Genomic DNA, 15,581 nt, shown 5'->3' on the forward strand with positions numbered 1-15,581 from the left:
AGAGCCGTGGTCCGCGACGTAGAGGCCTGGTACCGCCCAGGTGGAGGCCGTGGTCGCGGTCGTCGAGACCACGCCTCTGCCCCGGCGGACCAGGGCTCTACCTCGGCGGACCAGGGCTCTGCCTCGGCACGACAGACCCCCGCGGGAACGACCCGCACCCGGTGCACCCCGCCGGTTCGCAGCGACGCGAAGGAGGTGGCTCAGGGATGAGCCCGACCGAGACCGACACGACCACGCGGGGTGGACCACCCGGTCCTCGCCGCACGGGCCCGGGCGGCCCGGCCGCCCTCCGGACGGGGGCCCGCGTCGTCGCGAGCCTCGGCGCCGGGGCGCTCGTCGCGGGCTGCGCGCTCGCGGCCCTGCCCGCGCAGGCCTCGCCCCTGGGCGCGACCGCCGCGACCGGCACGACGACGGCCCCCGCCGACGTCGCGGGCGTCACCGTGACGCCCGACCCGTCGTACGCGGGCGCACCGTTCGAGGGCTGGGGCACGAGCCTCGTGTGGTTCGCCAACGCCACGGGCGGCTACCCGGACGAGATCCGCGACCGGCTCGCGGACATGGTGTTCGGCGACGAGGGCCTCAACCTCAACATCGCGCGCTACAACGTCGGCGGCGGGAACGCTCCCGACGTGCCGGACTACCTGCGCGCCGGCGGCGCCGTCGACGGCTGGTGGAAGGCGCCCGAGGGCACGACGCGCACCGACGTGGACTGGTGGGACCCCGAGAACCCGGACCACTGGGACGAGGACGCCGACGCGACGCAGCGCTGGTGGGTCGACCGCATCAAGGACGACGTCACGCACTGGGAGACGTTCAGCAACTCCCCGCCGTGGTTCATGACCGTGAGCGGGTACGTCTCGGGCGGGTTCAGCTCGACCGCGGACCAGCTCAAGACGGACAGCATCGACGACTTCGCGGCCTACCTGGTCGGCGTGACCGAGCGCCTCGAGGACGCGCACGGCATCGAGGTCGACACGATCGACCCGTTCAACGAGCCCAACACCAACTACTGGGGCACGCAGCTCGGCGCCGACGGCAACCCCACCGGGGGCCGCCAGGAGGGTGCCCACATGGGCCCCGCGCTCCAGGCGAAGGTCGTCCCGGCGCTCGCCGCGGCGCTCGAGGGCTCCTCGACCGACGCCGTGATCTCGGCGATGGACGAGACGAACCCCGGCACGTTCGCGACCAACTGGAACGCGTACCCGCAGGCGGTCCGCGACCAGGTGTCGCAGCTCAACGTCCACACCTACGGCACGGGCCAGCGCACGACGGTCCGCGACATCGCCAAGGGCGAGGACAAGCCGCTGTGGATGAGCGAGGTCGGCGGGAACTGGAGCTCGACGGGCCAGGACTTCGAGACCATGGAGTCCGGCCTCGGCAGCGCGCAGCACATCGTCGACGACCTGCGCGAGCTCGAGCCGAGCGCGTGGGTGTTCTGGCAGCCGGTCGAGGACTACGCCAACATGGCGCCCGGCGGCGAGAGCGCGAACGGCATGAACTGGGGCGAGATCCAGATCCCGTTCGACTGCACCGCCGAGGACACGCTCGAGACGTGCCCGATCTACACGAACACGAAGTACTGGGCGACCCAGAACTTCACGCACTACATCGAGCCGGGCGACTCGCTGATCCGCTCGGACGACGCGAGCAGCACGGCCGCGGTGTCGGCCGACGGCACCTCCGCGACCGTCGTGCACGTCAACGCCACGAAGGCCGAGCGCGCCGTGACGCTCGACCTGTCGAAGTTCGGTGCGGTCGGGTCCGATGCGACCGTCACCCCCGTGGTCACGAGCACGGCCGGCTACCTCGTCGAGGGCGAGCCCGTGGCCGTCACGCCCGGCACCGAGGACGGCGCCGGCCCGAGCGCGACGCTCGTCGTGCCGGCCGAGTCCGTGACGACGTTCGTCGTCGACGGCGTCTCCGGCGTCGCGGACGACGCCGCGCTCGTCCAGGACGGTCACGCCTACCGTCTCGACGGCGTGCAGGCGGACCGCTCGCTCGCGCCGTCGGCGTCGGGCACGGGCGTCGTGATCCGCACCGACGCACCGGTCGCGGAGCAGGCGTGGGAGCTCACGGCGCTCGGTGCCCCCGACGGCTCCGGCACGCACCGCACGCGCTACGCCGTGACGAACGCGGCCACGGGCCGCCAGCTCGCCGTCGCGGCCGACACGTCCGCCGTCCTCCAGGACGCGCCCGCCGACGTCGCGGACACCCCGCTCGCCGCGCAGTGGATCCTCTCGACGACCGGCGACGGCACCTTCACGCTCGTCAACGCGTCCTCGAAGACCCTCCTCGAGGTCGGCGGCCAGGCGACGGCGGACGGCTCGCCGGTGGGCACGTACCTCGCGAACTCCGGCGTGAACCAGCGCTGGCGCGTGGTCGACGAGACGGTCCTCGGCACCGAGCCCGTCCAGGCGTTCACGACGCCGGGCACCGCGCCCGAGCTCCCCGCGACCGTCACGCCCGTCTACCGCGACGGGGCGCGCGGCGCGCTCCCCGTGACGTGGGACGTGCCGGACGACGACGCGTGGGCCGAGCCCGGCACCGTCGAGGTGACCGGCACCGTGGCCACGCCGACCGGCGGCGAGGTCGCCGCGACGGCGACCGTCGTCGTCGACGAGCTCACGTCCACGCTCCCCGCGCGCGCCAAGGCGTACGCGGGCGGCACCCCGGCCCTGCCCGCGACCGTCACGGCGGTCGCCGCGGGCGGCGCGGAGGTGCAGCGCCCGGTGGTCTGGGACGACGCCCCCGCGGACGCGTACGACGCCGTCGGGGTCGTCGAGCTCACGGGCACGGCCGACGCCGGGGCGGGCGCCACGCTCCCGGCCACCGTCCGCGTCCAGGTGACCGAGGCGGCGTCCGCCAACGGCGCGCTCGCCGCGGGCACGACCGCGAGCGCGACGTTCACCGAGCCGGGCTACGCCGTCGGCGGCGTCGTGAACGGCAACCTCACCGACAAGGCGTGGTCGAACTGGGTGTCGGGCACCAAGCGCACCTCCGACACGCTCACCGTCACGCTCCCTGCGGACCGGGACGTCACGGGCGTCGTGACGCGGTTCTGGAAGGACGGGTCCAGCGCGAGCTGGGCGCAGTCCGTCCGGCTCCAGGCCCTCGTGGGCGGCACGTGGACCGACGTCGGCGCGCCCGTCACGGTGGACGCCTCGCCCGACGGCCCCGCGCCCGCGGTCGAGATCCCCGCGGACGTGCGGACGTCGTCCGTGCGCGTCGTCCTCACGGCACGGGCGAACACCCACCTGGTCGTCTCCGAGATCGAGGTGCTCGCCAAGGTGCCCGGCACGGGGACCGACGCCGCAGCGTCGGGCATCACCGTGGCCGGCGAGCCCCTCGCCGGGTTCGACCCGGCCGTCACGGCGTACGACGTGCCCGTCGCGGGCGGGGTGCCCGCCGTCGAGGCGGTCGCGCACGACCCCTGGGCGACGGTCGCGGTCGAGGCCGCCGACGCCGTCCCCGGCACGACGACGGTGCGCGTCACGGCCGAGGACGGCACGGAGCGGGCGTACGCCCTGCGCTGGACGGCCGACGCCGGCGCGGCGCCGGTGACGGTCACCGCCGAGACGCGGTGCCTGGCCGGCAAGGTGTACGTCGCGGTCCGCGCCACGAACGACGGCGACGCGCCGCTCGACGTGACCCTCGCGACTCCGTACGGCACGCGCACGGTCGCCGCCGTGGCGCCGGGCGCGAGCGCCTACCAGTCGTTCGCGTCGCGCGCGGCGTCCGTCCCGGGCGGGACGGCCGTCGTGACGGTCGACGGGTTCGCACCGCTCGAGGTCGCGTTCTACGCGCGCTCCTGCTGAGCCGTCCGGCCGCCCGGCGGGCCGGGTCGGCGTCCTCCGCGACGCCGTCCCGGCCCGCCGGGCGGCCCTCGTCGTGCCTCTCCCGCGCCGCCCTGCGCGGCGCGGGAGAGGCACGTCACCCGATGATCGCGGCCACGCCGCGACACTGCCTCGCGTGCGTCGGCGGAGCCGCGTACCGTATCCCGGGTGCCCGGTACAGTGCCGGGACCGAGGAGGAGCCCACCACCGTGACCCCCACCACGAGCGGAGACGTCCTGACGACGGCCGGCGGCACGCGCTGGACCATGCGCGGCGAGATCGACGCCGCGGTCCAGGCCCGGCGCGAGGACGAGCTGCTGCGGCTCGCGCAGTCGGCCGACGGGCGCATCCACATCGACCTCGGCGCGGTCACCTTCATGGACTCGGGCGGCCTGCGCCTGCTCTACCACGCCGCCACGGCCGGCTCGGGGGCACCCGTGCTGGAGCGCGTCCCGCGCCGCGTCCGCGACCTGCTCGAGCTCAGCGGTGTCGCCGAGCTGTTCGAGCTCACCGACGACGCCGGACCTGCCGAGGACGAGGCGTGACCTTCGCCCACGCGGCGGTACCGCCCGGCTTCGTCGAGATCGGTGCCTGGCCGCTGCGCACGCTGGCGGACCTCGCCACCCTGCGGGAGGGCCTGCACCGCATGCTCACCGGCGTCCCGCTGCCCGCGGACCGCGCGCTCGAGGCCACGCCCGAGCGCGTCGTCCTCGTCGCGAGCGAGCTCGCGACGAACGCGCTGCGCCACGGCCTCCCCCCGACGCAGGTGCGCCTGCTCAGCGACGGGCGCGAGCTCGTCATCGACGTCGTGGACCACTCGCCGGACGTCCCCGTCATCGCGGGCCGGCGCTCGCCGGGCGCGGGCGGGTTCGGCCTCGTGCTCGCGCAGCGCGCCTCGACGGCCGTCGGCTGGTTCCGCGCCGGCACCGGCGAGAAGCACGTCTGGGCGCGCTTCGACGTCCCCGTCTTCCGCGGGGGTGCGGGCGTGCGCAGCGCGCTCCTCCCGATCGGCTGACACCCGGCCGCACCGCTTCCCCGCCGCGACGCTCGACCCCCGCACGCTCGCGTCCCGGCGCGCCTCAGGCGTCGCGCCGCACCAGGAGCAGGGTCGCGTCGTCCGCGGAGCGCGGGTCGCGCGCGGCGGCCACGACGCCGTCGACGTCGACCGTCCCCGGCTCCGCCGCGAAGAACGCCGCGAGCCGACGCAGGCCGTCGAGGATCGACTCCTCGCGCCGCTCCACGAGCCCGTCGCTGTACAGCACGAGCGCGCCGCCGGGCGGCACCTGGACGTGCTGCGCGGGCGGCACGCGGTCCACGAGGCCGAGCGGCGGCACGATCGCGCTCTCCGTCCAGCTCGTGGTCCCGTCGGGCGCGACGACGAGCAGCGGCGGGTGCCCCAGGGACACGTGCTCGACGACGCCGGTCACCGGGTCCAGCACCGCGACGGCGATCGTCGCGACCTCGCCGGGGAGCGTCCAGCGCGCGACCTCCCCCAGCAGCCTCACCGCCTCGACCGCGGAGCCCGTGCTCACGAGCGCGGCCCGCAGCGTCGTCCCGAGCTGGCCCATCGTCGCCGCGGCCTGGAGCCCGTGGCCCGTCACGTCGCCCACGACGAGCGCGAGGCGCCCGGACGGCAGCACGAGCGCGTCGTACCAGTCGCCGCCGACGAGACCCGTGCCGGCCGACTCGTAGCGCGACTGCAGCGTCCACCCCGGGACGTCGGGCAGGAGCGCGGGCAGGAGGCTCCGCTGGAGCTCCTCCGTCGCCCGTACCGCCTTGCGGCCGCGCAGGTAGAGGGCCTCGACGAGGTGGCCGCGCAGCGACGTCGCGACGTCCGTCTGGTCCGACGTCCAGGGCACGCTGTGCCCGCGCACGACCTCGCGCCACCGCTCGAACGACTTGCGCGGGCTGAGCCGCACCGAGTCGTCCTCGCCGCGCGCGATCTCCTTGTTGTACGGGTCGCCGCCCCAGTCCACGTGCCGCAGGACCTCGTCGCGCACCCACAGCACGACCTGGCCCTCGGGCAGCACGATCCCGAGGACGCCCGCGACGTCGGGCACGAGCGCCGCGACGTCCGGCGCGTCCCGGTGCAGGGCGTCGGACATGACCAGGTCCTCGCCGTGCCCGAGGACCCACGCGACGAGCGCGCGGCACCCGTCCTCGTCGGGCACGTTGCCGACCGCGATGAGGCCGCCCTCCGCGACGACGACCGCGCCGTCGGCCCGCACGAGGCGGCGCAGCCACCCCGAGCGCGTCAGGGCGATGCCGATGGGGACGCTCTCGTCGCGGCTGTCCGCGGCCAGGTGCGCGAGGACGCCCTCGGCGCGCCGCACCTCGGTCTCGCGCTCGTCCTCCGCCTGGGAGACGAGCCGGACGGAGAGCGCGGACCCGAGGAACTCCGCCGCGGTGCGGACCTCGAAGGGCGGCTCGTGCGGGCCGGAGTAGTGGTGGCACGCGACGAGCCCCCACAGCCGGCCGTCGCGCAGGAGCGAGATCGACATCGACGCCCGCACGCCCATGTTGCGCAGGTACTCGAGGTGGATCGGCGAGACGCTGCGCAGCGTCGAGTACGTGAGGTCGAGCGGCGCGCCCGTCGTGGGGAGCAGCGTCGGGACGATCGGCTGGGGCGCGTAGTCCACGTCCGCGATGAGCCGGATCCAGTTCTTCTCGTACAGCGCGCGCGCCTGCGGCGGGATGTCCGACGCCGGGTAGTGCAGCCCGAGGAACGCGTTGAGGTCGTCCCGGCGCGCCTCGGCCACGACCTCCCCGTTGTAGGCCGCGTCGAAGCGGTAGATCATCACGCGGTCGAAGCCCGTGAGCTCGCGCACGTGGCGGGCCGCGTCGTCGTACAGCTCGTCGAGCGTCGCGGCGCGCTCGAGGTCGCGCAGCGCCTGCCGGACGGCGAGGTACGTGTTGGGGAACGTCAGCGGGCGGGCGCCCGACGCGGTCTCGATCTCCACGACGAGCACCGGCTCGGAGCCCGGGCCCTCCTCGGGCAGCGGGGGCCGGTGGAGCACGGCGTCGACGTCGAGCGGCCTGCCGTCCCAGCGGTCGAGGTGCAGGGGCACGGGGTTGCGCGACGCGAGGTCGGTCCCGTTCGCCGCGTGCGCGAGCAGATCGCGCGCGGGCTCCTCGCCGAGCACGTCGGCGAGCCGCCCGCCCGCGAGCTCCTCCGCGGGGACGCCGAGGTGCCGTTCCACGTTCGCCGACGCCTGGAGCAGCACGCCGTCCGCCTCGCGGACCACCAGCAGGACCCCGCGCGGCTGGATCATGCCGGGGACGTGGATGGGTTCGCGGGCACAGTTGTCGAGGTCCACCGCCTCGCCGGGCGCGAGGAGCTCCGGCTCGTCGACCGTCCTGGTCACGATCCTCCGTCCGGGCATCACGTCCCGCGGACGGTTGCCGTACTACGGTCGGCGGACCACCTTGGCTCGAGGATCCGGAGACGCGTGCCTCAGGCTACCGCGCCCCGCCACCCGTTCGTGCGCCGACCTCCCGGGACGTCGGCGGGCGAGCCCCGTGAGCGACGCCACGGAACTCCGCGGTAGCGTCGTTCGTCGGACGAGCGGGAGCCCGGACCGCCCGCCCGGACCCCGACGACCAGAAGGTGACCCATGAGCACGACGACGACCCCCCTCCTGCGCGCCAGCGGCCTCGCGGCCGGTTACGGAGGTCCCGACGTCGTGCACGGCATCGACCTCGACGTGACGCCCGGCACCGCGCCTGTCGGGATCGTCGGGGAGTCGGGCGCCGGGAAGTCGACGATCGTGCGCGCGCTCGTCGGCCTCGTGCGCCCCACGGCGGGCCACGTCACCTACGCCGAGCGGACGGTCGGCAAGCTCTCCCGCCGGGACAAGAAGCAGTTCACGGCGGACGTGCGCCGCGTCTCCCAGGACGGCCTCGCCGGCATCGGCATCGACCCCCGCTGGACGGTGGACCGCACGCTGTCCGCGGCGCTCAAGGACGCGCGGCGCGCCGGCCGCCCGAGCGGACGCTCCGTCGAGGACCTGCTCGGCGACGTCGCGCTCGAGCCTCGCTACGCGCCGCGCACCGTGCAGTCGCTCTCGGGCGGCGAGAAGCAGCGGGTCGCGCTCGCCGTCGCGCTCGCGACGCGCCCCCGGGCGCTCCTCCTCGACGAGCCGCTCACCGCCGTCGACCCCGCGATGCGCGGCGACGTCGTGCGCCGCCTCGCCGACGCGACGACCGCCCTCGGCACCGCCGTGCTGCTGGTCTCGCACGACCTCGAGCTCGTCGAGCGGATGTGCCCCACCGTGCACGTGCTCGCCGACGGGACGTTCGTCGCGTCGGGGTCGCTGCGCGACGTGTTCGCGGGCACCGCCCCGGGCGCCGACCACCCGGCCGTCCGCGGACTCGCCGAGGCCGCCCCGCTCGCCGTCCAGCGCTTCCGCTGACGTCCGGGAGAACTCGTCGGCGGGCCGTGTCGAAAACCGGGGTGCGCCGTCCGACGTCCTGGTGAACCCGTCTCCACGACACTACGGTCGAGGAGGCACTCACCGAGGAGGAACGTCATGCGAGTCGTGGTCATGATCCAGGGCAGCGGGGCCGATGAGGACAAGATCGCCCCGACGCAGGAGATGCTCGCGCAGATGGGCGAGTACAACGAGCAGCTCGTCCAGGCCGGCATCATGCTCGACGGGCAGGGCCTGCAGCCGACGTCCCGGGGCGCGCGGGTCGTGTTCCGCGGCGGCGAGACCTCGGTCGTCGACGGGCCGTTCACCGAGTCCAAGGAGATCGTCGCCGGGTACTGGATCTGGCAGGTCTCCTCGCTCGAGGAGGCGGTCGAGTGGGCGCGGAAGTGCCCGAGCGACCCGAGCGCGGGCCTCGAGGAGGTGCTCGAGATCCGCCCGATCTTCGAGGCCGAGGACTTCGGCGCCGAGTACACGCCCGAGCAGCGCGAGAAGGACGAGCGCCTCGCCGAGCAGATCCGCGCGCAGCACGGCGCCTGACGCCGGACGCGCACGACGAGGCCGGGCCCGGGCATGACCGACGTCTCCCGCACCGTCGAGGCCGTGTGGCGCATCGAGTCGCCGCGGCTCGTGGCCGGTCTCGCCCGCACGCTGCGCGACGTCGGCCTCGCCGAGGAGGTCGCGCAGGAGGCGTTCGTCGCGGCGCTCGAGCAGTGGCCCGCGCGGGGTGTGCCGGACAACCCCGGCGCGTGGCTCACGACCGTCGCGCGCCGTCGGGCCGTCGACCTGGTCCGCCGCGAGCGCACGCGCGACGAGAAGTACGCGCGGCTCGCGGCGGAGCTCGCCGTGCCCGGCGGGAGGGGAGGCCCGACGGCGCACCCCGCCGACGGCCGCGCCGTCCTCGTCGGGTCCGTCCCGGCTCCCGACGCGGTCGTCGAGGACCCGGTGGGCGACGACCTGCTCGCGCTCGTCCTCGTCGCGTGCCACCCCGTGCTGCCGCGCGAGTCCCGCGTGGCGCTCACGCTGCGCCTCGTCGGAGGCCTCAGCACCGACGAGATCGCGCGCGCCTTCCTCGTGCCGTCCGCGACCGTCGGGCAGCGCATCTCCCGGGCGAAGCGGACTCTCGCCGAGGCGAACGTCCCGTTCGCGGTTCCCCAGGCCGACGAGCTCGCCGCGCGCGTTCCGGCCGCGCTGGACGTCGTGTATCTCGTCTTCACCGAGGGCTACGCCGCGACGTCGGGCGACACGTGGGTGCGGCGCGAGCTCGCCGACGACGCGATGCGCCTCGGGCGTGTGCTCGCCGGGCTTCTCCCGGCCGAGCCCGAGGTGCACGGGCTCGTCGCGCTCATGGAGCTCCAGGCGTCCCGGTTCGCCGCGCGCACCGGGACGGACGGCGAGCCGGTGCTCCTCGAGCACCAGGACCGCTCGCGCTGGGACCGGCTCCTCGTGCGCCACGGGCTCGCCGCCCTCGACCGCGCGCTCGCGCTCGGCACGCAGACTGGCAGGGCGCTCGGCCCCTACTCGCTCCAGGCCGCGATCGCGGCGTGCCACGCGCGTGCCCGGACCTGGGCGGAGACCGACTGGGACGCGATCGTCGCGCTCTACGACGCGCTGGCGTCCGTCGCGCCCTCGCCGGTCGTCGAGCTCAACCGCGCCGTGGCCGTCGGGTTCGCGGACGGCCCCGCGGCCGCGCTCTTGGTGCTCGACGGCGTTGCGGACGACCCGCGGCTCGCGCGCCACCACCTCTACGGGGCCGTGCGCGGCGACCTGCTCACCCGTCTGGGTCGGCACGCCGAGGCGGCCGACGTGCTCGAGCGCGCCGCGGCCCTCGCCCCGACCCGCCACGAGCGCCGGCTCCTGCTCGAGCGCGCCGCCGCCGCGTCGTCGTCCGCGGACGCGCACCCCGCCTGACCCGACCACCTGCGAGGTAGAGCCCTGGTAGCGACCAGGGCTCTACCTCGCGCGACCAGGGCTCTACCTCGCGCGACCAGGGCTCTACCTCGCGAGGACGGACTCGATGGTGGCCGTCTCCTCCGGGGTGAGCGGGGGTGCCGAGAGGGCCGCGACGTTGTTCTCGAGCTGGCGGACGCTGCTCGCCCCGACGAGGGCGGAGGTGACGCGGTCGTCGCGCAGCACCCAGGAGAGGGCGAGCTGCGCGAGGGTCTGGCCGCGGGCACCCGCGATCTCGTTGAGCGCCCGGGCGCGCTCCAGGTACGTCTCGTCGAGGTTCTTCTCCGACAGGAACGGCGAGTCCGGGCGGGCCGCGCGCGACCCCTCGGGCGCCGACCCGGAGAGGTACCGGTCCGTGAGCAGACCCTGCTGCAGCGGCGAGAACACGATGGTGCCGACGCCGAGGTCGCCCACGACGTCGAGCAGCGACTCGGTCTGCACGCCGTCGTACGCGTCCTCGTGCGCCGGGTCCTCGACGTGGCGGTTGAGCATCGAGTAGCTCGGCTGGTGGATGAGCAGCGGGGTGCCGAGGTCGGCGAGGATCGCCGCGGCCTCGCGCGTGCGCGCCGGCGAGTAGTTGGAGACGCCCACGTACAGCGCCTTGCCCTGCTGGACCGCGTCGTGCAGCGCGCGCATGGACTCCTCGAGCGGCGTGCTCGGGTCCGGACGGTGGTGGTAGAAGACGTCGACGTAGTCGAGGCCCATCCGGCGGAGCGACTGGTCGAGCGAGGAGAGCAGGTACTTGCGCGAGCCGCCGTCGCCGTAGGGGCCCGGCCACATGTCGTAGCCGGCCTTCGACGAGATGACGAGCTCGTCACGGTACGCGCCGAGGTCCTGCGCGAGGTGCCGGCCGAAGTTCTCCTCCGCCGAGCCGTACGGCGGGCCGTAGTTGTTCGCCAGGTCGAAGTGCGTGATCCCGAGGTCGAACGCGCGGCGCAGCACCGCGCGCTGCGTCTCGAACGGGTTCACGTCACCGAAGTTGTGCCACAGACCGAGCGAGATCGCGGGCAGGTCGAGGCCGCTGCGCCCCGTCCGCCGGTAGGTCATGGTGTCGTAGCGGTCGTCGGCGGCGAGGTAGCGCGGGGCGAGAGGCATGGGCCCATTCTGGCGCGCGCCGGCCGCGGCGCCCACCCCGGTCCACGACCGCGCCGCCCGGGCCCGGTCCCCGTGCCGGCGACGGAGCGCCTTCCTAGAGTGGCCGGGTGAGCGTCGTGTACACGGTGGGGCACTCCACGCGTCCGGTCGAGGAGCTCCTCGCGCTCCTCCGGGCGAACGGCATCCGCCGCCTGGTCGACGTCCGGACCGTCCCGCGGTCGCGGCACAACCCCCAGTTCGGCCAGGACGCGCTCGCGCCCGTCCTGCGGTCCCACGGGATCACGTACCGCTGGGTGCGCGCGCTCGGCGGCCTGCGGCACGCCCGTCCCGACAGCCCGAACGGCGCGTGGCGCAACCTGTCGTTCCGCGGGTACGCGGACCACATGCAGACGCCGGAGTTCGGCGCCGCGGTCGACGACCTCGTGCGGCGCAGCGCCCACGGCGACCTCGTGCTGATGTGCGCGGAGGCCGTCCCGTGGCGCTGCCACCGGTCGCTCGTCGGGGACGCGCTCGTCGTCCGCGGCGTCGAGGTGCGCGACATCGTCTCCGACGCCGCGCCACGGCCCCACACCCTGACGTCCTTCGCCCGCGTCGAGGGCACGCGCGTCTGGTACCCGCCGGAGCCGGACCACACGGCGGGCTGACGCAGCGGGCTCGTCGTCCCGCGTCAGCGGGTCGGGGTCTCCACGACCTGGCCCGCCCACGCGAACCCGCCGCCGAAGCCGAAGAGCAGGGCCGGGACGCCCGCGGGAATCTTGCCCGCGTGCCACCACTTGGAGAGCCCGAGCGGGATGGACGCCGCGGACGTGTTGCCGGACTCGACGATGTCCGTCACCACGACCTTCGACTCCATCCCGAGCGCCTTCGCGAGCGGCTCGATGATGCGCAGGTTGGCCTGGTGCGCGACGAGCACCTCGATGTCGTCGAGCGAGACGCCGGAGCGCTCCACGACCGTGCGCGCGCGCTCGGCGGCGCGCGTGATGGCCCACTTGAAGACGGCGCGGCCGTCCTGGGCGAACTTCTCCTGCGGCGCCTCGATGAGCACGGCCGGGGTGAGGTCGGGCTCGGAGCCCCAGGTCACCGGGCCGACGCCGGGCTCGTCCGTCGCGCGCAGCACCGCCGCGCCCGCGCCGTCGGCGGTGAGGATGCACGTGCTGCGGTCGGTCCAGTCGGTGAACGCTGTGAGCTTCTCCGCGCCGATCACGACGGCCGTGCGCGCCGAGCCGCCGCGGATCGCCTGGTCGGCGAGGCCGACGGAGTGGGCGAAGCCGGAGCACGCGACGTTCACGTCGAGCACCGCCGGCCCGACGACGCCCCGCAGGTCGAGCTCGGACGCCTCCTCGGGCGTCGACTGCCCGGGCATGACGCCGGTGCGCAGGTGGTATGCGACGCGGCCCGCCGTGTTGGGCGAGCGGTCCGTCGCGGTCGCCGTGGCGACGACGACGAGGTCGACCTCGGCCGGGTCGACGCCCGCGTCGTCGAGCGCGTGGCGTGCCGCCGCGGTCGCCATGTCGGCGACGGTCGTGTCGTCGTCCGCGACGTGCCGCGTGACGATGCCCGTCCGCGAGCGGATCCACTCGTCGTTGGTCTCGACGAGCTGCGCGATGTCGTCGTTCGTCAGCGTCTTCTCGGGCTGGAAGTGACCGAGGCCGACGATGCGCGACCCGGCCGCGCCGGTGGCGGGAGTGAGCATGAGGACGATCATGTCACGCGGCCGCTCGTCGTCAGAACGCTCCGGGCGGGGCTCCGGGAGGTCGTGCGCCACACCCGTGACGTACCGTCGGGAGGTCCGCCGTCGTGCCACCGAAGGAGCCGTCGTGTCCCGTCCGCCGCTGCCCTCCCGTCTTGTCGAGATGCTCCGCCGCCCGAACGCCGCCGTCATGGCGACGGTGCGCTCCGACGGCGCGCCCGTCACCGCCGCGACCTGGTACGTCTGGGAGGACGACGGCCGCGTGCTCGTCAACCTCGACGAGTCCCGCGTGCGGCTCAAGCACCTGCGCAACGACCCCCGGGTCTCGCTCACCGTGCTCGACGAGAACTGGTACACGCACGTGACGCTCATCGGTCGCGTCGTCGAGCTGCGCGCCGACGAGGGCCTGGCCGACATCGACCGCATCTCGCGCCACTACACCGGCCACGAGTACGCGAACCGCACCGACCCGCGCGTCAGCGCCTGGGTCGAGGTCGAGCGCTGGTACGGCTGGGGCGAGGCGAAGGCCGGCGACGACGCGTAGCGCCGTCGGCCGCCCGCCGTCCGTCCCCGAGGCCGCACTGCGACGCCCCGCGAGGGACGGTCGCGAGAAAGGTGTCGATCTCGGCGACCGGGCTTCGTCGTCCTCCCGTACGGCCGCCCGGGCCGTGCGGGAGGAGGAGGCACGATGACGACGTTCCTGGAGACGATCCTCGCGGCGGACCGCGAGCACCCGCCGGACCGTGCGCGGTACCGTGACGGACGCAGCGTCGGGGACGGGACGTCCGTCGCCGACGGGGCGCTCTCCGGGCCGACGGCGCTCCGCCGGCCCGCGGCGACGAGGGCGGAGGACCTCTGATGCGCTACCTCATGCTCGTGCTCGGCACCCCGGACGACCCGGGGCTGCGCCCCGAGGAGGCCGAGGCCGCGGCCCCGATCGAGGAGTGGGTGGGGCGGCACTACGGCAGCGGCGCCGCGGTGGTCGGCGACCGGCTGCGCCCCCCGGAGGACGCCGTGGGCGTGCGGGTCCGGGGCGGCAAGGTGCTGGTCACGGACGGGCCGTTCTCCGAGACGAAGGAGTCGATCGCGGGCTTCGACGTCCTCGAGGCACCCGACCTGGACACCGCGATCGCCATCGCGTCCGAGCACCCCATGGCGTACGGCGGCGCGATCGAGCTGCACCCCGCGTGGCCGCTGGACCTCGACGGGTCCTGACCTGCCGGCCGCGACGGACCCCGTCGAGGACGCGTTCCGCACCGAGTGGGGACGCGTCCTCGGCGCCGTCGCGCGCAGCACGGGCGACCTCGACCTGGCCGAGGAGTCCGCGCAGGAGGCGTTCGCCGCGGCGCTGCGGACGTGGGGCCGCGACGGCGTGCCCGAGCGTCCCGGCGCGTGGCTGACGACGACCGCGCGCCGCCACGCGATCGACGTCCTGCGCCGTCGTCGGGTCGAGGCGGAGCGGGTCGCGGCCGCGGGCCGCCTGGGCGAGCGCGTCGACCCGGGTCCCCGGGGCGGGGGCCGAGCCGCGGACCCGGTGCTCGACCAGGTCGCGCGCGGCCTCGACGACGACGCCTGGGACGCCGACGACCCGGACGGCGACCTCGTGCGCCTGCTCTTCACGTGCTGCCACCCGGCGCTGCCCGCCGAGGCGCGGGTCGCGCTCACCCTCCGGTCGCTGACCGGCATGACGACCGCCCAGGTCGCGCGCGCCTTCCTCGTCCCCGAGGCGACGATGGCGCAGCGCCTGGTCCGGGCCAAGCGTCGCATCCGCGCGACCGGCATGACCTTCCGCGTGCCGCCGGCCGCGCTGCGGGCCGAGCGCGTCGAGGGCGTCCTCGCGGTGCTGTACGTCCTGTTCACCGAGGGGTACGACGCCTGGGCGGAGCCCGCCGACGCCGTCGAGGGCTCGGCCGAGCGGCGCGCGCTCGCCGACGTCGCCGTCCGGCTCGCGCGGCTCACCGCTCGCCTGCTCGACGACGAGCCCGAGGCCCGCGGGCTGCTCGCCCTGCTGCTGCTCCAGCACGCGCGCCGCGACGAGCGCGTGGGCCCCGACGGCGTCACGCGGACCCTCGCCGAGCAGGACCGCGCACGCTGGCGGCACGACGAGATCGCCGAGGGGCTGGCCGCGCTCGACGCGGCGCTCGCCGTCGGGCGGCCCGGGCCGTACCAGGTGCAGGCCGCCGTCGCGGCGCTCCACGACGAGGCGACCGACGCGGCCGCGACCGACTGGCCGCAGATCCTCGGTCTCTACGACGTGCTGCTCGACCTCACCGGCTCGCCCGTCGTCGCGCTCAACCGCGCGGTCGCGGTCGCGGAGGTGCACGGCGCGGACGCGGGGCTGGCCGCTGTCGACGCCGTCGCGGACGAGCAGGCGCTCGCGGGCTACCACCTGCTGCCCGCCGTCCGCGCCGAGCTGCTCGTGCGGGCCGGGCGCCCCGCGGACGCTGCCGTCGACCTGCGCCGCGCCCTCACGCTCGTGGACCGCGAGGGCGACCGCCGCCTCCTGGAGCGCCGCCTGGCCGACCTGCCCCGCGCGAGACCGGCCTAGCCGCCGCGAGACCCGTCGCGGGACGCGCGCGCGACGGT

At 75.4% G+C, this 15,581-nt stretch carries 14 protein-coding genes; 11 read left to right on the plus strand and 3 right to left on the minus strand.

Going from position 1 to position 15,581, the window contains the following annotated elements:
* Positions 1 to 206: 206 nt before the first annotated feature.
* The 3 genes from GWJ10_RS04975 to GWJ10_RS04985 all read left to right on the plus strand — a co-directional run bounded on the left by GWJ10_RS04975 (position 207) and on the right by GWJ10_RS04985 (position 4,848).
* Entirely contained in the window at positions 207 to 3,815 is a 3,609-nt protein-coding gene (locus GWJ10_RS04975; protein WP_163185741.1) for an Ig-like domain-containing protein, read from the plus strand.
* 227 nt (positions 3,816 to 4,042) lie between these two features.
* Positions 4,043 to 4,378 carry an STAS domain-containing protein gene (locus GWJ10_RS04980; RefSeq protein WP_228485224.1) on the plus strand — a complete coding sequence of 112 codons (336 nt, stop codon included), beginning with the start codon at positions 4,043 to 4,045 and terminating at the stop codon, positions 4,376 to 4,378.
* Positions 4,375 to 4,848, plus strand: coding sequence for an ATP-binding protein (locus tag GWJ10_RS04985; protein ID WP_163185744.1), 474 nt, complete (start codon positions 4,375 to 4,377; stop codon positions 4,846 to 4,848). Before GWJ10_RS04980 ends, GWJ10_RS04985 begins: the two co-directional genes overlap by 4 nt.
* A gap of 64 nt (positions 4,849 to 4,912) precedes the next feature.
* On the opposite strand, the gene GWJ10_RS04990 is transcribed toward GWJ10_RS04985, so the two are convergent.
* On the minus strand, positions 4,913 to 7,198 hold the full coding sequence (locus tag GWJ10_RS04990; protein ID WP_241005673.1) for a SpoIIE family protein phosphatase: 2,286 nt from the start codon (positions 7,196 to 7,198) through the stop codon (positions 4,913 to 4,915).
* Positions 7,199 to 7,447: 249 nt separating this feature from the next.
* Between GWJ10_RS04990 and GWJ10_RS04995 the strand changes: the two genes are divergently transcribed.
* From GWJ10_RS04995 to GWJ10_RS05005, 3 genes are all read left to right on the plus strand, one after another.
* Entirely contained in the window at positions 7,448 to 8,245 is a 798-nt protein-coding gene (locus tag GWJ10_RS04995; protein ID WP_034656282.1) for an ATP-binding cassette domain-containing protein, read from the plus strand.
* Between the two features lie 117 nt (positions 8,246 to 8,362).
* Positions 8,363 to 8,800 carry a YciI family protein gene (locus GWJ10_RS05000; protein WP_061266628.1) on the plus strand — a complete coding sequence of 146 codons (438 nt, stop codon included), beginning with the start codon at positions 8,363 to 8,365 and terminating at the stop codon, positions 8,798 to 8,800.
* 33 nt (positions 8,801 to 8,833) lie between these two features.
* Positions 8,834 to 10,171: an RNA polymerase sigma factor gene (locus tag GWJ10_RS05005; protein ID WP_163185750.1), complete on the plus strand. Its 1,338-nt coding sequence runs from the start codon at positions 8,834 to 8,836 to the stop codon at positions 10,169 to 10,171.
* An 84-nt stretch (positions 10,172 to 10,255) separates the two neighbouring features.
* Here GWJ10_RS05005 and mgrA read toward each other — a convergent pair whose 3' ends face one another.
* Positions 10,256 to 11,305, minus strand: a complete 1,050-nt coding sequence (gene mgrA / locus GWJ10_RS05010) for an L-glyceraldehyde 3-phosphate reductase (RefSeq protein WP_137279660.1) — start codon at positions 11,303 to 11,305, stop codon at positions 10,256 to 10,258.
* A 107-nt stretch (positions 11,306 to 11,412) separates the two neighbouring features.
* Between mgrA and GWJ10_RS05015 the strand changes: the two genes are divergently transcribed.
* Positions 11,413 to 11,949, plus strand: coding sequence for a DUF488 domain-containing protein (locus GWJ10_RS05015; RefSeq protein ID WP_163185753.1), 537 nt, complete (start codon positions 11,413 to 11,415; stop codon positions 11,947 to 11,949).
* Positions 11,950 to 11,972: 23 nt separating this feature from the next.
* On the opposite strand, the gene GWJ10_RS05020 is transcribed toward GWJ10_RS05015, so the two are convergent.
* Positions 11,973 to 12,998: a beta-ketoacyl-ACP synthase III gene (locus GWJ10_RS05020; RefSeq protein WP_163185755.1), complete on the minus strand. Its 1,026-nt coding sequence runs from the start codon at positions 12,996 to 12,998 to the stop codon at positions 11,973 to 11,975.
* 124 nt (positions 12,999 to 13,122) lie between these two features.
* Between GWJ10_RS05020 and GWJ10_RS05025 the strand changes: the two genes are divergently transcribed.
* The 4 genes from GWJ10_RS05025 to GWJ10_RS05040 all read left to right on the plus strand — a co-directional run bounded on the left by GWJ10_RS05025 (position 13,123) and on the right by GWJ10_RS05040 (position 15,543).
* On the plus strand, positions 13,123 to 13,539 hold the full coding sequence (locus tag GWJ10_RS05025; RefSeq protein ID WP_061266625.1) for a TIGR03618 family F420-dependent PPOX class oxidoreductase: 417 nt from the start codon (positions 13,123 to 13,125) through the stop codon (positions 13,537 to 13,539).
* Positions 13,540 to 13,683: 144 nt separating this feature from the next.
* Positions 13,684 to 13,854 (plus strand): hypothetical protein, encoded by a 171-nt coding sequence (locus GWJ10_RS05030; protein WP_157464288.1) that lies wholly within the window; start codon positions 13,684 to 13,686, stop codon positions 13,852 to 13,854.
* Complete coding sequence (locus GWJ10_RS05035) at positions 13,854 to 14,210, plus strand: YciI family protein (protein ID WP_061266624.1); 357 nt, start codon at positions 13,854 to 13,856, stop codon at positions 14,208 to 14,210. The genes GWJ10_RS05030 and GWJ10_RS05035 overlap by 1 nt, the downstream gene beginning before the upstream one ends.
* A 1-nt stretch (position 14,211) precedes the next feature.
* Entirely contained in the window at positions 14,212 to 15,543 is a 1,332-nt protein-coding gene (locus tag GWJ10_RS05040; RefSeq protein ID WP_163186307.1) for a DUF6596 domain-containing protein, read from the plus strand.
* Positions 15,544 to 15,581: the final 38 nt, after the last annotated feature.

It is taken from the genome of Cellulosimicrobium sp. SL-1, assembly GCF_011033075.1.
Taxonomy (GTDB): domain Bacteria; phylum Actinomycetota; class Actinomycetes; order Actinomycetales; family Cellulomonadaceae; genus Cellulosimicrobium; species Cellulosimicrobium funkei.

Excerpts from the sequence above, each read along its gene's own strand:
- GWJ10_RS04975 (WP_163185741.1), top strand. The coding sequence starts at position 207 with ATGAGCCCGACCGAGACCGACACGACCACGCGGGGTGGACCACCCGGT.
- GWJ10_RS04995 (WP_034656282.1), top strand. The coding sequence starts at position 7,448 with ATGAGCACGACGACGACCCCCCTCCTGCGCGCCAGCGGCCTCGCGGCC.
- GWJ10_RS05000 (WP_061266628.1), top strand. The coding sequence starts at position 8,363 with ATGCGAGTCGTGGTCATGATCCAGGGCAGCGGGGCCGATGAGGACAAG.
- GWJ10_RS05005 (WP_163185750.1), top strand. The coding sequence starts at position 8,834 with ATGACCGACGTCTCCCGCACCGTCGAGGCCGTGTGGCGCATCGAGTCG.
- mgrA (WP_137279660.1), bottom strand. The coding sequence starts at position 11,305 with ATGCCTCTCGCCCCGCGCTACCTCGCCGCCGACGACCGCTACGACACC.
- GWJ10_RS05020 (WP_163185755.1), bottom strand. The coding sequence starts at position 12,998 with ATGCTCACTCCCGCCACCGGCGCGGCCGGGTCGCGCATCGTCGGCCTC.
- GWJ10_RS05030 (WP_157464288.1), top strand. The coding sequence starts at position 13,684 with ATGACGACGTTCCTGGAGACGATCCTCGCGGCGGACCGCGAGCACCCG.
- GWJ10_RS05035 (WP_061266624.1), top strand. The coding sequence starts at position 13,854 with ATGCGCTACCTCATGCTCGTGCTCGGCACCCCGGACGACCCGGGGCTG.